Source organism: Bacillus sp. YKCMOAS1 (genome assembly GCF_030268125.1).
GTDB lineage: Bacteria > Bacillota > Bacilli > Bacillales > Bacillaceae > Bacillus > Bacillus safensis.
The window spans coordinates 686960-704045 of record NZ_BSEI01000001.1 but is presented as its reverse complement, the minus strand read 5'-3'; the positions used below and the strand labels follow the sequence as shown (position 1 = coordinate 704045).

14 protein-coding genes are annotated in these 17086 nt (G+C 42.2%); 12 read left to right on the top strand and 2 right to left on the bottom strand.

The window, feature by feature from the left end; all coding sequences use genetic code 11:
- The first annotated feature begins 4 nt into the window (after positions 1 to 4).
- The 6 genes from galT (at position 5) to qoxD (ending at position 7070) form a co-directional block, all read left to right on the top strand.
- On the top strand, positions 5 to 1516 hold the full coding sequence (galT, locus tag QSJ46_RS03615; protein ID WP_285604291.1) for a UDP-glucose--hexose-1-phosphate uridylyltransferase: 1512 nt from the start codon (positions 5 to 7) through the stop codon (positions 1514 to 1516).
- A gap of 12 nt (positions 1517 to 1528) precedes the next feature.
- Positions 1529 to 2611, top strand: coding sequence for a M24 family metallopeptidase (locus QSJ46_RS03610; RefSeq protein ID WP_285604290.1), 1083 nt, complete (start codon positions 1529 to 1531; stop codon positions 2609 to 2611).
- Between the two features lie 517 nt (positions 2612 to 3128).
- Positions 3129 to 4085 (top strand): cytochrome aa3 quinol oxidase subunit II, encoded by a 957-nt coding sequence (qoxA, locus tag QSJ46_RS03605; RefSeq protein WP_106025645.1) that lies wholly within the window; start codon positions 3129 to 3131, stop codon positions 4083 to 4085.
- A gap of 27 nt (positions 4086 to 4112) precedes the next feature.
- A complete protein-coding gene (qoxB, locus tag QSJ46_RS03600) occupies positions 4113 to 6071 on the top strand; it encodes a cytochrome aa3 quinol oxidase subunit I (RefSeq protein WP_007497822.1) in 1959 nt (652 codons plus the stop codon).
- Positions 6071 to 6688 carry a cytochrome aa3 quinol oxidase subunit III gene (qoxC, locus tag QSJ46_RS03595; protein WP_039182371.1) on the top strand — a complete coding sequence of 206 codons (618 nt, stop codon included), beginning with the start codon at positions 6071 to 6073 and terminating at the stop codon, positions 6686 to 6688. The genes qoxB and qoxC overlap by 1 nt, the downstream gene beginning before the upstream one ends.
- A 1-nt stretch (position 6689) precedes the next feature.
- Positions 6690 to 7070 (top strand): cytochrome aa3 quinol oxidase subunit IV, encoded by a 381-nt coding sequence (gene qoxD / locus QSJ46_RS03590; protein ID WP_007497818.1) that lies wholly within the window; start codon positions 6690 to 6692, stop codon positions 7068 to 7070.
- Positions 7071 to 7147: 77 nt separating this feature from the next.
- On the opposite strand, the gene QSJ46_RS03585 is transcribed toward qoxD, so the two are convergent.
- Positions 7148 to 7411 (bottom strand): spore morphogenesis/germination protein YwcE, encoded by a 264-nt coding sequence (locus QSJ46_RS03585; protein ID WP_008345491.1) that lies wholly within the window; start codon positions 7409 to 7411, stop codon positions 7148 to 7150.
- Positions 7412 to 7887: 476 nt separating this feature from the next.
- On the opposite strand from QSJ46_RS03585, the gene QSJ46_RS03580 reads away from it, so the two are divergent.
- The 3 genes from QSJ46_RS03580 to QSJ46_RS03570 all read left to right on the top strand — a co-directional run bounded on the left by QSJ46_RS03580 (position 7888) and on the right by QSJ46_RS03570 (position 11017).
- Complete coding sequence (locus tag QSJ46_RS03580) at positions 7888 to 9099, top strand: FtsW/RodA/SpoVE family cell cycle protein (protein WP_047203655.1); 1212 nt, start codon at positions 7888 to 7890, stop codon at positions 9097 to 9099.
- Between the two features lie 110 nt (positions 9100 to 9209).
- Positions 9210 to 9959, top strand: coding sequence for an oxygen-insensitive NADPH nitroreductase (gene nfsA / locus QSJ46_RS03575; RefSeq protein WP_285604289.1), 750 nt, complete (start codon positions 9210 to 9212; stop codon positions 9957 to 9959).
- 53 nt (positions 9960 to 10012) lie between these two features.
- Positions 10013 to 11017, top strand: a complete 1005-nt coding sequence (locus tag QSJ46_RS03570) for an LLM class flavin-dependent oxidoreductase (RefSeq protein ID WP_285604288.1) — start codon at positions 10013 to 10015, stop codon at positions 11015 to 11017.
- Between the two features lie 320 nt (positions 11018 to 11337).
- Here the strand turns inward: QSJ46_RS03570 and QSJ46_RS03565 are convergent, their stop codons facing one another.
- On the bottom strand, positions 11338 to 13764 hold the full coding sequence (locus QSJ46_RS03565) for a S8 family peptidase (protein ID WP_285604287.1): 2427 nt from the start codon (positions 13762 to 13764) through the stop codon (positions 11338 to 11340).
- Between the two features lie 500 nt (positions 13765 to 14264).
- Between QSJ46_RS03565 and QSJ46_RS03560 the strand changes: the two genes are divergently transcribed.
- The 3 genes from QSJ46_RS03560 (at position 14265) to QSJ46_RS03550 (ending at position 17074) form a co-directional block, all read left to right on the top strand.
- Positions 14265 to 14543 carry a hypothetical protein gene (locus tag QSJ46_RS03560; protein ID WP_107162882.1) on the top strand — a complete coding sequence of 93 codons (279 nt, stop codon included), beginning with the start codon at positions 14265 to 14267 and terminating at the stop codon, positions 14541 to 14543.
- A 52-nt stretch (positions 14544 to 14595) separates the two neighbouring features.
- Positions 14596 to 15429, top strand: a complete 834-nt coding sequence (locus tag QSJ46_RS03555) for a PRD domain-containing protein (protein ID WP_039182354.1) — start codon at positions 14596 to 14598, stop codon at positions 15427 to 15429.
- A gap of 256 nt (positions 15430 to 15685) precedes the next feature.
- Positions 15686 to 17074, top strand: coding sequence for a sucrose-specific PTS transporter subunit IIBC (locus QSJ46_RS03550; RefSeq protein WP_285604286.1), 1389 nt, complete (start codon positions 15686 to 15688; stop codon positions 17072 to 17074).
- Positions 17075 to 17086: the final 12 nt, after the last annotated feature.

Here is a 17086-nt window from a genome sequence, read left to right as displayed (position 1 = left end):
GAGAATGGCGGTAGATATTTTTGGAAAACTGGAACAGCTGATTCAATACGGAGTCAATCAAGAGCTGATTACACCACTAGATATCGATTATACGAGAAATCGGCTGCTTGAGGTGCTTGGGCTGGATGAAGCTGAGGCAAGAACAGTCTCAGGGGATGCGGAACTTGAAGACATCTTAATGCCAATGCTGGATTGGGCAGTAGAGACTGGCCTTATCCCTGAGGAGACGGATACGTATCGCGATTTACTAGATGCGAAAATCATGGGATGCTTGGTGGCGCCTCCAAGTGTCATCTACGCGAAGTTTGAAGAGAAACGCCAGCATGAAGGGCCAGAGGCGGCTACAAGCTGGTTCTATGAAATGCAGCAGCACGCACACTATATTCATACTGGCAGAATCGCCAAAAATGTGCAGTGGTTTACACCAACAGATGATGGCGAGCTGGAGATCACAATTAATCTATCGAAGCCGGAAAAGGACCCAAAAGCAATCGCTGAAGCCAAAAAACTTAGTCAAAAGCAATATCCTCTTTGTCTCCTTTGTAAAGAAAACGTTGGGTTTGGGGGACGGATCAACCATCCAGCGAGACAGAATCACCGGATTATTCCTGTGACACTCACAGATGAATCTTGGTTTCTACAATTTTCACCTTATGTGTACTACAACGAGCACTGCATTGTGTTCAAAGGCGAACATGAGCCGATGAGTATCACCAAAAAGACCTTTGAACGATTGCTTTCTTTCATATATATATACCCGCATTATTTCATCGGATCGAACGCCGACCTTCCGATTGTCGGGGGAAGTATATTAAGTCATGACCATTTTCAGGGCGGTGCGCATGAATTTCCGATGGCGAAAGCGGAACTTGAAGATATTTTTTCTCTGAGTGCCTTTCCGAATGTGAGGGCCGGGATTGTGAAATGGCCGATGTCTGTGATCCGCCTTCGAAGCAGCGATAGGCAGACGCTTGCAGACGCCGCAGACTTTATCTTAAACGAGTGGAAAATGTATTCAGATGAAGAAGTGGAGCTGCTAGCTCATACAGGAGAGACGCCGCATAATACCATTACTCCAATTGCACGCCGCCATGGAGATGACTATGAATTAGATCTAGTGCTGCGTAATAATCGCACAAACAAGCAGCACCCGGACGGAATTTTCCACCCACACGAAGAAGTCCATCATATTAAAAAAGAGAATATCGGATTAATTGAAGTGATGGGTCTTGCAGTTCTTCCTGGTAGATTAGCAGAGGAATTAAGCCAATTAAAAGAAGCGCTGTTATCCCAAAACCCCCTTGAAGAAATCAAAGCCCGTCCTGCTATCACGAAACATGAAGCATGGGCAAAGCGTCTGCTTGAAGAGAACACCTTTACAGAGGAGAATACAGAAGCCATTTTACAAAAAGAAGTCGGCATGATTTTTTCTCGAATTCTCTCACAGGCGGGTGTGTTTAAAAGAACCGAGCAAGGGAAAACAGCTTTTAAACGTTTCATTCATACACTCATATAGGCAGGTGATTAGATGATTGAACAAGTAAGAAAAATAATGGAAGAAAAACAGCTCGACGGTGTCTTAATTCAAAAGCGAAATAACTTCTCCTGGCTGACAGGAGGAAGAAGAAATCATATCGTGTTAAATACACCAGAGGGTGTTTGCAAGCTGCTTGTGTTAAAAGACGACATCGTCCTCATTGTGAATCAAATGGAAGAAAAGCGGATCATTGAAGAAGAGATGGCGTATATCGATCACCCATTTCAAGTGGTGACGATGGATTGGTTTGAGGATGATACGGCACACATTCAAACACTCACAAAAGACAAACGAATCGGGTCAGACATTCAAATGGATGGATTCGAATCGGTTGAGCCGGATTTGTCGCAAGTTCGATCCATTCTTTCTGCATCACAGCTCCGCCAGTATGAAACGCTTTGTCATGAAACAGCGGTCATTGTAGAGAGTGTTTGTAAAGAAATCGTTCCAGGACAGACGGAGCACCAAATCGCTTCGCTTGCGGCTCAAAAAGCGATCGCGCAGGGAATGACGATTGAAGTGCTGCTTGTAGCAACAGATGACCGGATTCATCAATACCGTCATCCAATTCCAACAGACAAAAAACTTCAAAAGCATGCGCTTGTTGTCCTTTGCGCTGAACGGCATGGACTCGTGGCGAATGTCACAAGGTCTGTTTACTTCGGTCAGCTTCCACAGGAGCTTGAAGAGAACAAAGAGCGGCTTGCACGAATTGACACGGTCATGAATGCCGCTACGCGCCCCGGTAAGACTTTGGGAGATGTGTTGAAAGCAGGTATTGCTCAGTATGAAAAAGAGGGCTTCCCTGAAAGCTGGAAAAAGCTTCATCAAGGAGGGAAAACGGGCTTTGTATCTAGAGAAATGATTGCAGTGCCTTCATCGAAGGAAGAAATTCAGCTGCAGCAAGTGTTTACATGGAACCCTTCATTGCCTGGATTGAAATCAGAGGATACGATGGTCGTAGAGAAAGAGGGGAACCGCTTTTTAACCTATACAGGCAAGTGGACATACATTGACGTTGAACATGAAGGGGACATCTATAGGCGCCCTGATATTTTAGTAAGAGATGAATAATTGCAGAATGCCGGCGCTAAGCCGGTTTTTTGCTGGAAGTCATTAAGTGGGATTCCACATATTCAACATGATTACCAATTCTTACAGCGTATAGTCAGAGGATCGATACTTTCTTTTCTTATCAACTTGCGTTAAAATAAGTAAGGTTTTTGTTAAATGTGGGGATACCTATTTTGAAATTGTTTACCTAGATAAAATTTCATTAAGTTAAATTGAAATTTGACCAAACTTTTTTATTGTGGTAAACCTAAATTTGACAAAGTTCTTGATTGTTTGTCCTTTGCCTTCAACTCTCAACTTTTCAAAATCCTAGAAATTTATTGTGTGTGCAATAATATAAATTTATGTCGAATTTATGACATTTTAAAAGAAATCTGTTGAAAAATAAATGAACTTTTGAAAAAAGGGAAGCTAACTCTAACAGATTTTGATAGCATTACAAAGGGAAGAAAAGTTTTCGAAGGCAGATGGCTTTTCACAATTATTCAGCAATTTATACATTATCTAAGGAAGGATGGTGATCTTCTTGTTCAGAGCCATTAAACCTATGCTTTTATTAGCGATGCTCGTGAGTGTTTTTGTATTAGGAGGTTGCAGCAATATCGCTGTTTTAGATCCTAAAGGACCAGTCGCAGCACAACAAAAAGACTTAATCCTTTTATCTATCGGATTTATGCTCTTTATCGTTGGTGCGGTATTTGTAATGTTTACCATCATTTTGGTTAAATACCGTGAGCGTAAGGACGTTGGAAACGCCTCTTATAACCCAGAAATACACGGGAACACGCTTCTAGAAGTTGTCTGGACAGTGATCCCAATATTAATCGTTGCTGCCCTTTCAGTTCCAACTGTAAAAACAATTTACTCTTTGGAAGAGGCACCTCAAGCAACAAGCCATAAAGATCCTCTTGTCGTTTATGCGACAGCTGTTGATTGGAAATGGATCTTTAGCTATCCAGAGGAAAATATTGAGACAGTGAACTACTTAAACATTCCAAAAGATCAGCCGGTTTTATTCAAAATCACTTCCGCTGATACAATGGCATCACTATGGATTCCTCAGCTAGGCGGGGAGAAGTATGCGATGGCTGGAATGGAGATGGAACAATACCTTCAAGCTGATCAAGTTGGCACATATCAAGGAAGAAACGCCAACTTCACAGGCGAGGGCTTTGCTCAGCAAAAATTCAAAGTCAATGCGATGACGCAGTCTGACTATGATAAATGGGTAAATAAAACAAAGAAAGAAGCACCGAAGTTAACGAAGAAAACGTATGACTACTTGATGCTTCCTGATGCTGCAGATGTGCAGACATTCTCATCAACACATTTATCCTTTGCGAAGCACGGAGAGGATTCTGAATATGCACTCCAAGCACGCAAACGTTTAGGTTACCAAGCAGTTTCTCCGCATTCCAAGACAGATCCTTTCGAGAATGTGAAGAACTATAAAAGAAAATTAGAAACAGAATAAACTGACTAAGGAAAGGAGGAGGCCGTTATGCATTTAAAATGGGATGAGTTTTTTGTAACTGGAGACCCATTAATTCTTGGTGCGCAAATTTCTATCGCTCTTACCTCCATTGCCATCGTGTTTGTTTTAACCTACTTTAAAAAGTGGAAATGGCTCTGGAAAGAATGGCTGACATCAGTTGATCATAAAAAGCTTGGAATCATGTATATCCTTGCTGCTGTGATTATGTTCTTCCGCGGTGGGGTAGACGGACTGATGATGCGCGCGCAGCTGGCGCTTCCTAATAATACGTTTTTAGATTCAAACCACTATAATGAAATCTTTACAACGCATGGTACGATCATGATTCTATTCATGGCGATGCCATTTTTAATTGGTTTAATCAACGTCGTTGTTCCTCTTCAAATTGGTGCACGTGACGTTGCATTCCCTTATTTGAACAACCTTAGCTTCTGGACATTCATGGTCGGAGCAATGCTGTTCAACATTTCCTTCGTTATTGGAGGATCACCAAGTGCAGGCTGGACGAGTTACATGCCGCTCGCCGGAAATGATTTCTCACCAGGACCTGGACAGAACTACTACTTGCTCGGGCTCCAAATTGCAGGTATTGGTACACTTATGACAGGTATTAACTTCATGGTGACCATCTTAAAAATGCGTACAAAAGGTATGACACTTATGCGTATGCCAATGTTTACATGGACAACATTGATTACGTCTGTCATCATCGTTTTTGCATTCCCTGTACTAACAGTTGCTTTAGCACTTATGACATTTGATCGTTTATTCGGTTCTGCATTCTTTACACTCGAAGCAGGCGGTATGCCGATGCTTTGGGCGAACCTATTCTGGATTTGGGGACATCCTGAGGTATATATTGTTATCCTGCCGGCTTTCGGTATTTTCTCAGAAATTTTTGCGACGTTCTCAAGAAAGCAGTTGTTTGGTTACAAAGCGATGGTTGTCTCGATTGTGGCAATCTCTGTTCTTAGTTTCCTTGTGTGGGTTCACCACTTCTTTACAATGGGGAACAGTGCAGCGGTTAACTCATTCTTCTCGATTACAACAATGGCGATTTCTGTACCAACAGGTGTGAAAATCTTTAACTGGCTCTTTACGATGTATCGAGGCCGTATCAGCTTTACATCACCAATGCTTTGGGCACTTGGTTTCATCCCGAACTTCGTAATCGGTGGTGTAACTGGGGTTATGCTTGCGATGGCAGCTGCGGATTACCAGTACCATAACACGTACTTCCTTGTATCCCACTTCCACTATGTATTAATCGCAGGTACTGTATTTGCTTGTTTTGCTGGTCTTGTTTTCTGGTATCCAAAAATGTTTGGTTACAAGTTAAACGAAAGAATCGGCAAATGGTTCTTCTGGGTATTCATGATCGGATTTAACATCTGTTTCTTCCCGCAGTACTTCTTAGGACTGCAAGGAATGCCAAGACGTATTTATACGTATGGACCAGAAGATGGCTGGACTGCACTAAACTTTATTTCAACAATTGGTGCATTTATGATGGGTATCGGATTCATCATCCTTTGCTACAACATTTACTACAGCTGGAGACACGCAAAACGTGAAGTGTCTGGAGACAGCTGGGGAGAAGGACGTACACTTGACTGGGCGACATCTTCTGCAATTCCGCCGCATTATAACTTTGCAGCACTTCCAGAAGTGACAACACCAGATGCATTCCATCATTGGAAGCAAAACAATGTAGACGTTCATCCTGAAAAAGAATTCAAGAAAATTCACATGCCGCACAATTCAGGCAGACCGCTGATCATGTCTGCATTCTTTGGACTTGGTGCATTCGGTCTTGTATTTGAATGGTACTGGATTGGCGTTATTGGCTTAATCGGTGTATTCGCAACGATGATTTTACGTTCATTCGAATATGACGATGGCTACTATATTCCTGTTGAAGAAGTCATTGAAACAGAGAAAAAGAATAAGGAGGCGCAGAAGTAATGGGACATAATGATAGCAGCTATGCAAATGCACCGCTTGAATATCGCTCTGAAACCGGACGTTTAAACATCCTTGGTTTCTGGATATTCCTTGGCGCGGAAATCGTGTTATTCTCAACACTTTTTGCGACCTACTTTGTTCTACATGGCAGAACAGCTGGTGGCGTTTTACCAGCTGAGCTGTTTGATATGAAACTTGTATTGATCATGACATTCCTGCTATTGGTTAGTTCATTTACATGCGGGATTGCCGTTCATGAAATGCGTCGTGGAAGTACAAAAGGGGTTGTCATCTGGACGATTCTCACACTGCTTCTAGGTGCAGGCTTCGTTGGATTTGAGATTTTTGAGTTCTTCCATTATGTACATGAGGGTGCGAGCATCCATACAAGTGCGTACTGGTCTGCATTCTTTGTACTCTTAGGAACTCACGGACTACACGTATCGATCGGTATCTTCTGGATTACCGGAATCTTGTTCCAAATTAAAAAACGTGGATTAACTCCACAAACAGCAGCGAAGATTTTCATCTCAAGTCTATACTGGCATTTCCTTGATGTTGTATGGATTTTCATCTTCACAGCTGTTTACTTGATCGGATTAGGGGGGCTTTTGTGATATGGCTGGAAAAACACATTCCTCAGCAGAGCACGAACACTTCCCTTGGAAACACGTAGTTGGCTTCATTCTATCCATTGTGCTGACAATTTTAGCATTCTGGATTGCCATTGGAGCTGAAATTGGCAGTTCCGCAAAACTATGGATTATCTTTGGTTTTGCGTTCATTCAAGCATTCTTGCAGCTGTTCATGTTTATGCACATGACAGAGAGCGAGAACGGAACTGTTCAAGTCGGAAATACTTTGTTTGGTCTGTTCTGTGCGATTATCTTCGTCATCGGATCTGTTTGGATCTTTGCGGCTCACTACAGCCACGGAGAGAACAGTAAAGACGGTTATTCACCGTCTGCACCAAAGCAGTCTGAGCATTCAGAGAAATAATAAAAAAACCACTCATCTCTTGAAGGTGAGTGGTTTTTATCATGATAGTGATAACGCTTCCAATAGTTGGGCGATATCTATCTGCTGCTGAATCTTTTGCGAATGAATGGAAGTCCGTAGATGAGGAACGCTGCAATGTGAGCCAAAATCACGTTAATGGCAAAGAATGCGATCATGAAGGTATGTCCTGCTGGAGATAAACTGCTTGTCATGTAAAGACCGAAGAAAATCCACATAATCATAATGGGTGGAATAGATGCTAATGCAATCTTTCTGTTTTCCAGCCATAAAAACAGGGGTGTAGCCGTTGCAATACATAGGTACGCAAAGAACATATCCATCGTATCCAACTCCTTTGTAAGTTGATGTTCAAATCAAATGAGAGGTCAGGATGCAATTGTGTCTGTTTTTAGGATATATTGTGAACATTTTGTTACAAATATTATACCATAATTGACTTTGAAGTAAACGTAATAATTGGAAAATGGGCCTTATTCCATACAAAATGGTTTTAATCCTCATTCCTCAGTGCAGCTTATCTCATCTGATGTTTACTTTTCATATCGCCACATAGGTCATTGAATTTTCCCCTTAAAATCTGTAAAATAAACTTTTTAAAGGACTTGAGATCGGTTGAATGAAAAGTGTATAGAGGAATTTTTTCCTATTGTTAGGATGAAAAGTATTTCATTTTTTGAAAATTGAATGGAACCTTTCGGATGTATCTTCCGTCATATTTAAGGTGAGTTGATTTTGTGAAAATTTCAATCTAATATAAATAAGGGCTTTTATGTTTTGTAATAAGGGTGGTTAGTTCATGAACAAGCAGAATACATCTCCTTACTATCAAGGAGATTTGATTTTTATATTTTTAGCCTTCTTTGCCATCAGTGTCATTGCGATTTATGCTGCGGGTCAATTTGGGCAGTATGGATCTAATGCATGGACGAGGCAGATCATATACTATATGGTCGGAGTTATATGTATTGTAGCCATAAATTATTTTGATTTGGAGCAATTAGAGAAGCTAAGTCTCTATATTTTTATAGGTGGCATACTGCTGTTACTTCTTCTGAAAGTTGCTCCTGCAAAAATTGGAAGTCATGATTTTGCTCCAATTAAAAATGGTGCAAAAAGCTGGTTTGTGATACCAGGGGTTGGAACACTTCAGCCCTCAGAGTTCATGAAAATTGGTTTGATTATGATGCTCGCATCTGTCATCGGAAAGTCTACACCTAGAGGAAAACGGACATTAGAAGATGATATCTTTCTACTATTAAAAATTGCTGGGGTGTCAGCTGTACCAGTTGGACTGATTTTCTTGCAGGATGCAGGGACTGCGGCTGTTTGTATGTTTATTGTTGTGGTGATGGTATTTTTATCAGGGGTCAATTGGAAACTGATCTCACTCATCGGCTCAGTGGTTGTGTTTTTAGTTGCCTCTGTTTTAGCCGTGATTATCTTATTCCCTGATTTTGCGAAAACAATTGGCATTCAGCAGTACCAGATCAACCGGATTACCGCTTGGCTGCCTGATAGTTCTTCGACAGCCAACCAAGCACAGACGCAGGATGCATCTGGATCTGATAAATATCAAGTGGAACAGGCGATTATGGCCATTGGTGCAGGGCAGATTTTTGGGAATGGCATTAAAAACTTAAAGGTCTACGTTCCTGAAGCACAAACGGATATGATTTTCTCCATTATAGGTGAAGCCTTTGGCTTTATTGGCTGTGCGTTTGTTGTGATCATGTTCTTCTTCTTGATCTACCGGCTGGTCGTACTGATTGACCGAATACATCCTTATAGCCGATTTGCGTCATTCTTCTGCGTCGGATATACAGCCTTGATTGTGATCCATACGTTCCAGAATATTGGAATGAACATAGGTGTGATGCCTGTAACAGGGATTCCACTCTTATTTATCAGTTTTGGAGGAAGCTCTGTCTTGTCCGTTCTGATTGGTTTCGGAATTGCCTATAACGCAAGTGTTCAATTAACGAAATATCAAAGTTATTTATTTAAATAAAACGGGTAAGGGCAGTCTAAGTATAGGCTGTCTTTTTTATTGCGAGTTTTAATTTTTGAAAAGCCCTATGTCTTTGCCTTATGATAGAAGAAGTGAAGGAGGTCTTCGAGTTGAACAAGACGATAGAAACCATATTAAATCATCGATCCATCCGTTCGTTTACAGACGAGCGTTTGACAGAAGAAGAGGTACTGACACTGATCAAAAGTGCACAGGCTGCTTCAACATCAAGCTACGTACAGGCGTATAGTATTATTGGTGTAACAGATCAGGAGAAGAAGGCCAAGCTTGCTGAACTGGCTGGGAATCAGCATTACGTTGAGAAGAATGGGCATTTCTTTGTCTTCTGTGCAGACTTGAAACGCCATGATTATATTGCAAAAAAAGCAGGGAAGAATCATCAGGAGGCGCTTGAGAATACAGAAGCCTTTCTCATTAGCGTCATTGATGCGGCATTGGCTGCACAAAATGTCAGTGTTGCCGCAGAATCAATGGGACTTGGAATCTGCTATATTGGCGGACTGCGTAATCAGCTGAGAGAAGTCTCTGAAGTGCTTGAAACGCCATCTTATGTGCTGCCGTTATTCGGTCTAGCTGTTGGGCATCCAGCTAATCAGTCGTCTCAAAAGGAACGACTGCCAGTTGAACTCATATATCATGAAAATTCATATCAGCAAGATGAAGCGCATGTGGATCGTTATTTAAAAGAATACGACGATCGTATTTCCGCATATTATGAAACACGAACAAACGGTGAGAGAAAAGATACTTGGTCTGAGCAGATGCTGCGAGGCTTTAGCCAGCCAAAGCGTGCCTTCCTTGGAGAATTTGTGAAAGAGAAGGGCTTTAATCGAAAATAAATAAGACAACCCCCTTTCCATTAAGAGAGGGGGATTTCTGTAAGAGGTGCAGCATGATGAAATTAAGTATACTGGATCAATCTCCTTTGATAGGAGGTGCTACGCCTGCTGAGGCTTTGAAGCAGACGGTTGAACTGGCGAAGCAGGCGGAAAAGTGGGGTTATCACCGTTTTTGGGTATCAGAGCATCATTTTTCAAATCGGCTTGCAGGATCGAGTCCAGAGGTGCTTCTCGGCCATTTATCAGCCGTTACGTCGCATATACGCATTGGCTCGGGCGGCGTCATGCTTCCCCACTATAGCGCCTATAAAGTAGCAGAGAACTTCAGGGTTCTCGAAGCGTTGGCTCCTGGTAGAATTGATCTTGGGATTGGACGTGCCCCTGGCGGTATGCCCATTTCATCTATTGCCCTTCATCATGGGGAGCGAAAGCGTTTAGGTGATCAATATCCTGAGCAAGTAGAAGAATTGAAGGTGTATTTACACGATCTAGCGGATGAATTTTACCCGCTGCCTCATTTGACTGCTTCTCCGAAGGTAGAGACCGCGCCAGAAGTTTGGATGCTCGGTTCCTCTGGAGGGAGTGCAAGGCTTGCGGCGAAAGCAGGTGCAGGCTACACGTTTGCTCTTTTTATTAATGGTGAAGGCGGAGAAGATTCTGTAGAGCAATATATCAATCGGTTTGAACCTTCAGTATTCGGTGATCAGCCGCGTGTCAGTCTGGCAGTCTTTGTTTTATGTGCTGAAACAGAGGAGCAGGCAGAAAAACTAGCTGTCAGCTTAGATTTATCTTTACTTGCCAATGAACAGGGGCTGAATCTTGATGGTTTTCCTTCATATGAAGAGGCACAGGCGTATTCCTATAGTCAATATGAACAAAAACGAGTGGCTGCCAATCGTCAAAGGATGGTCATTGGAACACCAGTTTCTGTGAAAAAGCAGCTGACCACACTTGCGAAGGCTTATCGAACAGATGAATTGATTGCTGTGACCATCACATATCACATGCAAGACCGGCTCACATCGTATCGTTTATTAAAAGAAGCCTTTGATGCATAACGTATGTATATTTAACGTTCACGCAGCCAGTAAAAGGGGAAAAGGAGCATCATAGTGAGGAAGAAGGCGGCTGACACCAGCAGGCTGAGCGGGTAGATACAGGAAGCATAAAGAGTCAGTTCGCATGCTTGATGAAAAGGACGAGGCAGCTTCGTATGTAAAAAGGTTAGAAAATAAACCAAGGTGATCGTCAGAAAAAAAGCAGTAAAAAAAGAAACGATCGATAGCAATATCAACATGAGTTTCTCTTTCTTCCATATATGATCGAAAAGCCTTGATGAGCTTATCCGCTCATACAAGGCTTTTCTTGTGATTCACATTTATTCAGGGTAAATTTCGAAAGGTTCCTTCGTTTGTACGGTATCTGATTTTCCTTTCAAACTTGCATACGCAAGCATTGTATACTCACCAGCTTCAAGCTTCTGGCCTTGATTGATCGTGCCATTCCATTTTACGCGGTGCTCTCCTTTATCAACATGTTGATAAACACCAGCTTCACCTAAATACTCTCCATCTGTCGAGTAGACAAGGAATGCAAGGTTCTCAGCACCGCCAGGCAGGTAGCTGCTAATAACATAGCTTCCAGCACGGTTGTCAGGCTCTACGGAAACAGAAGTGACGCGCGGATAATCTGGCTCTTTCACAATCAATAAAGTGGGGATTTCCGTGACCTTTCTGCCATTTTCGCGAATGGTTATGCTGCCTTGGTACGTCCCTTTTTTGGTTTTTCCGTAATTCACCTGTACTGCGGAAGTAAAGGATCCAGTGGAATTCCCTTTGACGGTGATTTTTTTCGTTCCGTTTGTACTAATGCCGCTGCCATTGAATTTGTAATCAATGGTATACGTTTTCGGTGCTTTTGAAAGGTTTTCTACCTTGAATTTCTTCGTTTTGATTTGAACGCCTTTTTCCTTTAAGAAAGTGCCGTAAGAATAGCTCGCATCAGAAACGATAGAAGACGCTTGAAGTGATTCCATGATTCGAACGCTGCCTGTTCCTTGTGTGTTATGAGGGAATGGGCTGCCATTTGCGTCAAACAGTTTTTCTGCTGTATTCATCAGTAATGCTTTGATTTGTCCAGTTGAGTACGATGGTTTTGCTTGTTTGATGATCGCTGCTACTCCTGCCACATGCGGAGAAGCCATACTTGTTCCTTGCTTAGAACCATATCCGTAAGGCTGAGAAGGATCATGCGTTGGGATCGTACTCACAATGCTGACGCCGGGTGCTGATAGATCAGGCTTAATCATCCACGTATCCACAACAGGTCCGCGGGACGAGAAGTCAGCGACTTGCTCACTAAGTTCTTTGACAAATTGAATGGAGAAAGCCGTTGTATTGTTTCCAGCCTCAATGGCTTTGATAAGCGCTGTTCCATCAGCTTTTGACAGTTTAATTGTAGGAAGTGCGAGACCTGGTACATCGACTGGGATCTCTCCATCGGTATTGTTATACATCACAACGCCGATTGCACCAGCTGCTTTTGCATTGTCGACTTTATCCACAAAAGCAATGGCACCACGTTCAATCACGGCCACCTTTCCTTTAACATCGATGTCTTCAAATGCCTTTTCGTCACCGATTCCAGCTTGGACGAGTGTGACTTGTTTTTGGTCAAGCGCTTTTAAATCACTCTCTTGGTAGTAGCCCATGACTTTTGCAGTTGAATAGTTCGGGAATTTCACATTGTAAAGGCTGTACGGAAGCTGAGTTGCTCCGACAGAAATGGCATCTCTTGACGTGCCAGGTGAACCGACTGTCCAGTTGTTCGGACCGCTGTTTCCATTGGATGTAACAGCGACGACGTCTTCAGACATGGCCCAATCGAGAGCGATGCTCGTTGCATAATCAGGGTTATTGACACTGTTTCCAAGAGAGAGGTTCATGACATCTGCTCCGTCTGTAACCGCCCGGTCGATGCCTGCAAGAACGTTCTCAGTTGTTCCAGATCCACCGGGTCCAAGTACACGGTATGCAAGAAGTGTGGCATCCTTTGCGACACCTTTAATTTGTCCATTTGCCGCGATCGTTCCTGCGACGTGTGTGCCGTGATCTGTGGATTCGCCTCTAGGATCTCCTTTAGGTGTCTCTTGCGGAGAATAATCATTATCAACAAAATCATAGCCTTTGTATAAACCGAAGTTTCCTTTTAAATCAGGGTGGGTATAGTCTACTCCAGTATCAATGACTGCGACTTTGACCCCTTTTCCAGAATAGCCGGCATCCCATGCTTTTGGTGCACCGATAAATGGAGCGCTCTTATCCATAAGCGGGGAGACATCTTCGTTTGGAAGTTGGATGCTTTCCTTTTTCACTTCATCGGTTTTATATGTAACATCCGGATAAACAGCTTTTACTCCATCAACTGCGAGCAGCTTCGGGATTTCGTTTGCAGGAAGTTTCATAGAGAAACCAGAGAAGACTTTTTCATATTCTTGACGAACACTCGCTTTATCTACCTCTTTGAGTGCTGCGTTCTTTACTTTTGTTCGAGATTTTTTGAGGGAGGCTTTTGTTTGTGCTTCGCCGTCTTGCTTGGCTTCAACTAAGGATTTTTCCTTTAATTCAACAATGACAGTGGTTTGTTTTTTCGAGTTGACATTGATTTCACCGAAGATTTCTGCTTTTTCTAGTTCCACCTTTTTGTTAGTTGGAGCAGCAGCAGCCTGTTGACCGGTAAAGAATGTGGATAAAATAAAAATAGTGGAGAACAATAGAACAGAAGAACGAGATATTACCTTTTTCATTAATTTTCCCCTTTCTAGCTGTGTTTTTAGGGAGATAGCCTTTCTTTTTGTGGATAAATAGGAAAGATTCACTGCCCGTTATTAAGTATTCAATATGTTGAAAACAATTCCTTTACTAAAATGGTCTTATTTTACATAGTTACAAAGAACTATTTTGTTTATAAAGTCGCACTTATTCACAAGTGTCTGTTGATAACTCGATTATTAAGATACATATATGGAAAATAAAAAATTTACATACACAAAATCTAGTGAGAGGGTGTTGATATGTGGATAAACCCTGTTGATAAGGTGTGCTTATCTTTGGGATAGCATGTGCATAAAATTTTCAATGAAACATCTAGGCACATGATGATCTTCTGCACTTTTCAACAAAACTTCTGAAAACTAGTTTATTTTTTCACCCAGATTGTGACAAACCTCTCTTTTTTCTCGGGATATGATAGGAGCAGTTGTTTTGCTAGAGCTGCTAGATTCTAAGAAAAGCGGAGGGATGTTCAGTGAAGAAATTAAAAAGCTGGTTGAGCGTATGGTTTGGTTTCATGATGAATGTGCTTGTGAACCCTGGTGTGATGATGAAGCAGCAAGGGTTTCAGGTGGCCGCGGCGGATGTCGGATTTTTTCAAGTAGTGAAAGAGAGAGAGCTGGAGAAGCTGGCAGAAGAACATAAGAAGAAACGCAGGGCAGAGAAGCGGTTGATTCAAAGTCTGATGATGCTTGAAGAGAAGACGATGCGAGAGGCGCGTGCTGGTCCGCTCTTACCTTTACAGAAAAAGTGAAACAGGGTAAAATCCCACATAAGAAATGTTATCTGCTGGGAGAGGATACCCCTTGAAGATATATAAAATATTGAATAACAACGCAGTGGTTGTAAAGGAGGGCGATCAGGAGAAAATTGTGATGGGACCCGGAATTGCTTTTCAGAAGGGGAAAAATGACGTCGTTCCTCTTCAAAAAATAGAGAAAATCTTTGTTGTGCGTGAAGAAAATGAGAAATTCAAACAAATTCTTGCCACATTGCCAGAAGCGCATATTGAGGTGGCAGAGCATATCATCAGTTATGCAGAAGGTAAACTCATGATGCCGCTCAGTGATCACATCCACATATCACTGACTGATCATTTGTCCTTCGCCATTGAACGCCTTCAAAAAGGCATTGTGTTATATAATAAATTGCTTGGTGAGATCAAAGTCTTATATAAGCAGGAATATGAGATTGGAAAGTATGCCATTCGTTATGTAAAGGAGCGGCTGGGGGTCGAACTGCCGGACGATGAGGCAGGATATGTGGCACTTCATATTCATACGGCCAAAATGAATACGGAGTCCATGAAAAAGACCGTAAAATATACAACGATGATCAAAGAAATGATCGAGCATATTGAAAGCTATTTTCAGCATTCAATTGATGAGGATAGTATTTCCTATCAGCGGCTTGTGACACATTTGAGGTATGCATTAGGCAGGTTGGAATCGAATGAGGCATTTCAAATCATGGACGATGACATGCTGATTTTTATCCAAACAAAGTATGATACGGCTTACCGGTGTGCACTTGGACTCGCTGATTTGTTAAAAGATGAATATGGACTTCATCTCCCTGAATCGGAGATCGGCTACATCACGCTGCATGTCCAGCGTCTGCAGGAAGCCGAATTGGTTTAAAATGATCGTGCCTGCATGCAGGCTTTTTTTTATGCACACTACTCTTATTAGTGTATATGGGTCATTGGATTTGAAAAAAGAGGTTGACGCATGTCACAGTCTTATACTATGATGAAAGCGTCATCAAAATTTGATATCGCGGGATTGTGACTGTCAGGCAGGCAAGACCTAAAATTTGCGTAACGAGGGGACGTGTATGTCCTTTACTCGTTGGTGAATTTTAGGTCTTTTTTGCTTTAAAAAAGGAGGAGACATCATGGATTATCAAAAAACAGCCAAAGAATTAACAAGTCTGTTAGGCGGCAAAGAAAATGTCATCAGTGCCACGCATTGTGCAACAAGACTCAGATTGGTGGTGAAAAATGAGGATTTGATTGACAAAGAGGCCATTGAAGAACTTGAAGGAGTGAAGGGGGCTTTCTCAAGTTCAGGACAATTTCAGGTCATTTTCGGAACGGGATCTGTCAACAAAGTATATGAACCATTTGCTCGTGAGACTGGTCTCGAGACAGGCGACGAGAAACAAAAGCCTGTCAGCCATGATGAAGCAGTGAAACAAAAAATGAATCTACTTGCGCGTTTTGCCAAGACGTTATCGAATATTTTTGTACCGATCATTCCAGCAATTGTGGCAAGCGGTTTATTAATGGGTCTCTTAGGTATGATGAAAGCCTTCAAATGGGCTGACCCAAGCTCTGCGGTCTTCCAAATGCTTGATATGTTCTCAAGTGCAGCCTTTATCATTTTACCGATTTTAATTGGGGTCAGTGCAGCGAAAGAGTTTGGTGGAAATCCATATTTAGGAGCCGTCATTGGGGGAATTATGATTCACCCGAATCTGCTTAATCCGTGGGGATTGACGGAAGCAAAACCAGAATATATGCATTTATTCAATGTTGATATTGCTCTTCTTGGTTACCAAGGGACGGTTATTCCAGTGTTATTGACCGTATATATCATGTGTCTTGTTGAGAAGAATTTAAGAAAAGTGGTTCCGAACAGTATTGATTTACTTGTGACCCCATTTGTGACGGTGATTGTAACTGGATTTGTGACGTTTATTGCAGTTGGCCCGCTTGGAAGAATGCTTGGTACAGGAATTTCGAATGCGCTGACGTTTATTTATGACCATGCAGGGTTCTTAGCAGGACTCATTTTCGGCGGTGCTTACTCTTTAATTGTGCTCACAGGGGTTCACCATAGCTTCCATGCGATTGAGGCAGGATTGCTGAATGATATTGGACGTAACTATTTGCTGCCAATTTGGGCAATGTCGAATGTCGCGCAAGGCGGGGCAGGATTGGCTGTCTTTTTCTTAGCCAAGCGTGCAAAAACAAAAGAAATTGCCCTTCCTGCTGCCTTCTCTGCTTTTTTAGGAATTACCGAGCCTGTCATATTCGGTGTAAACCTCCGCTACCGTAAACCATTTATTGCGGCGATGATCGGGGGCGCATTGGGCGGGGCATTTGTCGTTTTCACGAAGGTAGCCGCCAATGCTTATGGTTTAACAGGCATTCCGATGATTGCGATTGCAGCACCATTCGGTGTTCAAAATGTGGTCAATTATGTAATTGGTATGTTAATCGCTGTTGCTGTTTCATTTATTCTCACCATCATTTTTAAAGTAAAAGAAGTCGAAAAATAATCAAGGGGTGGT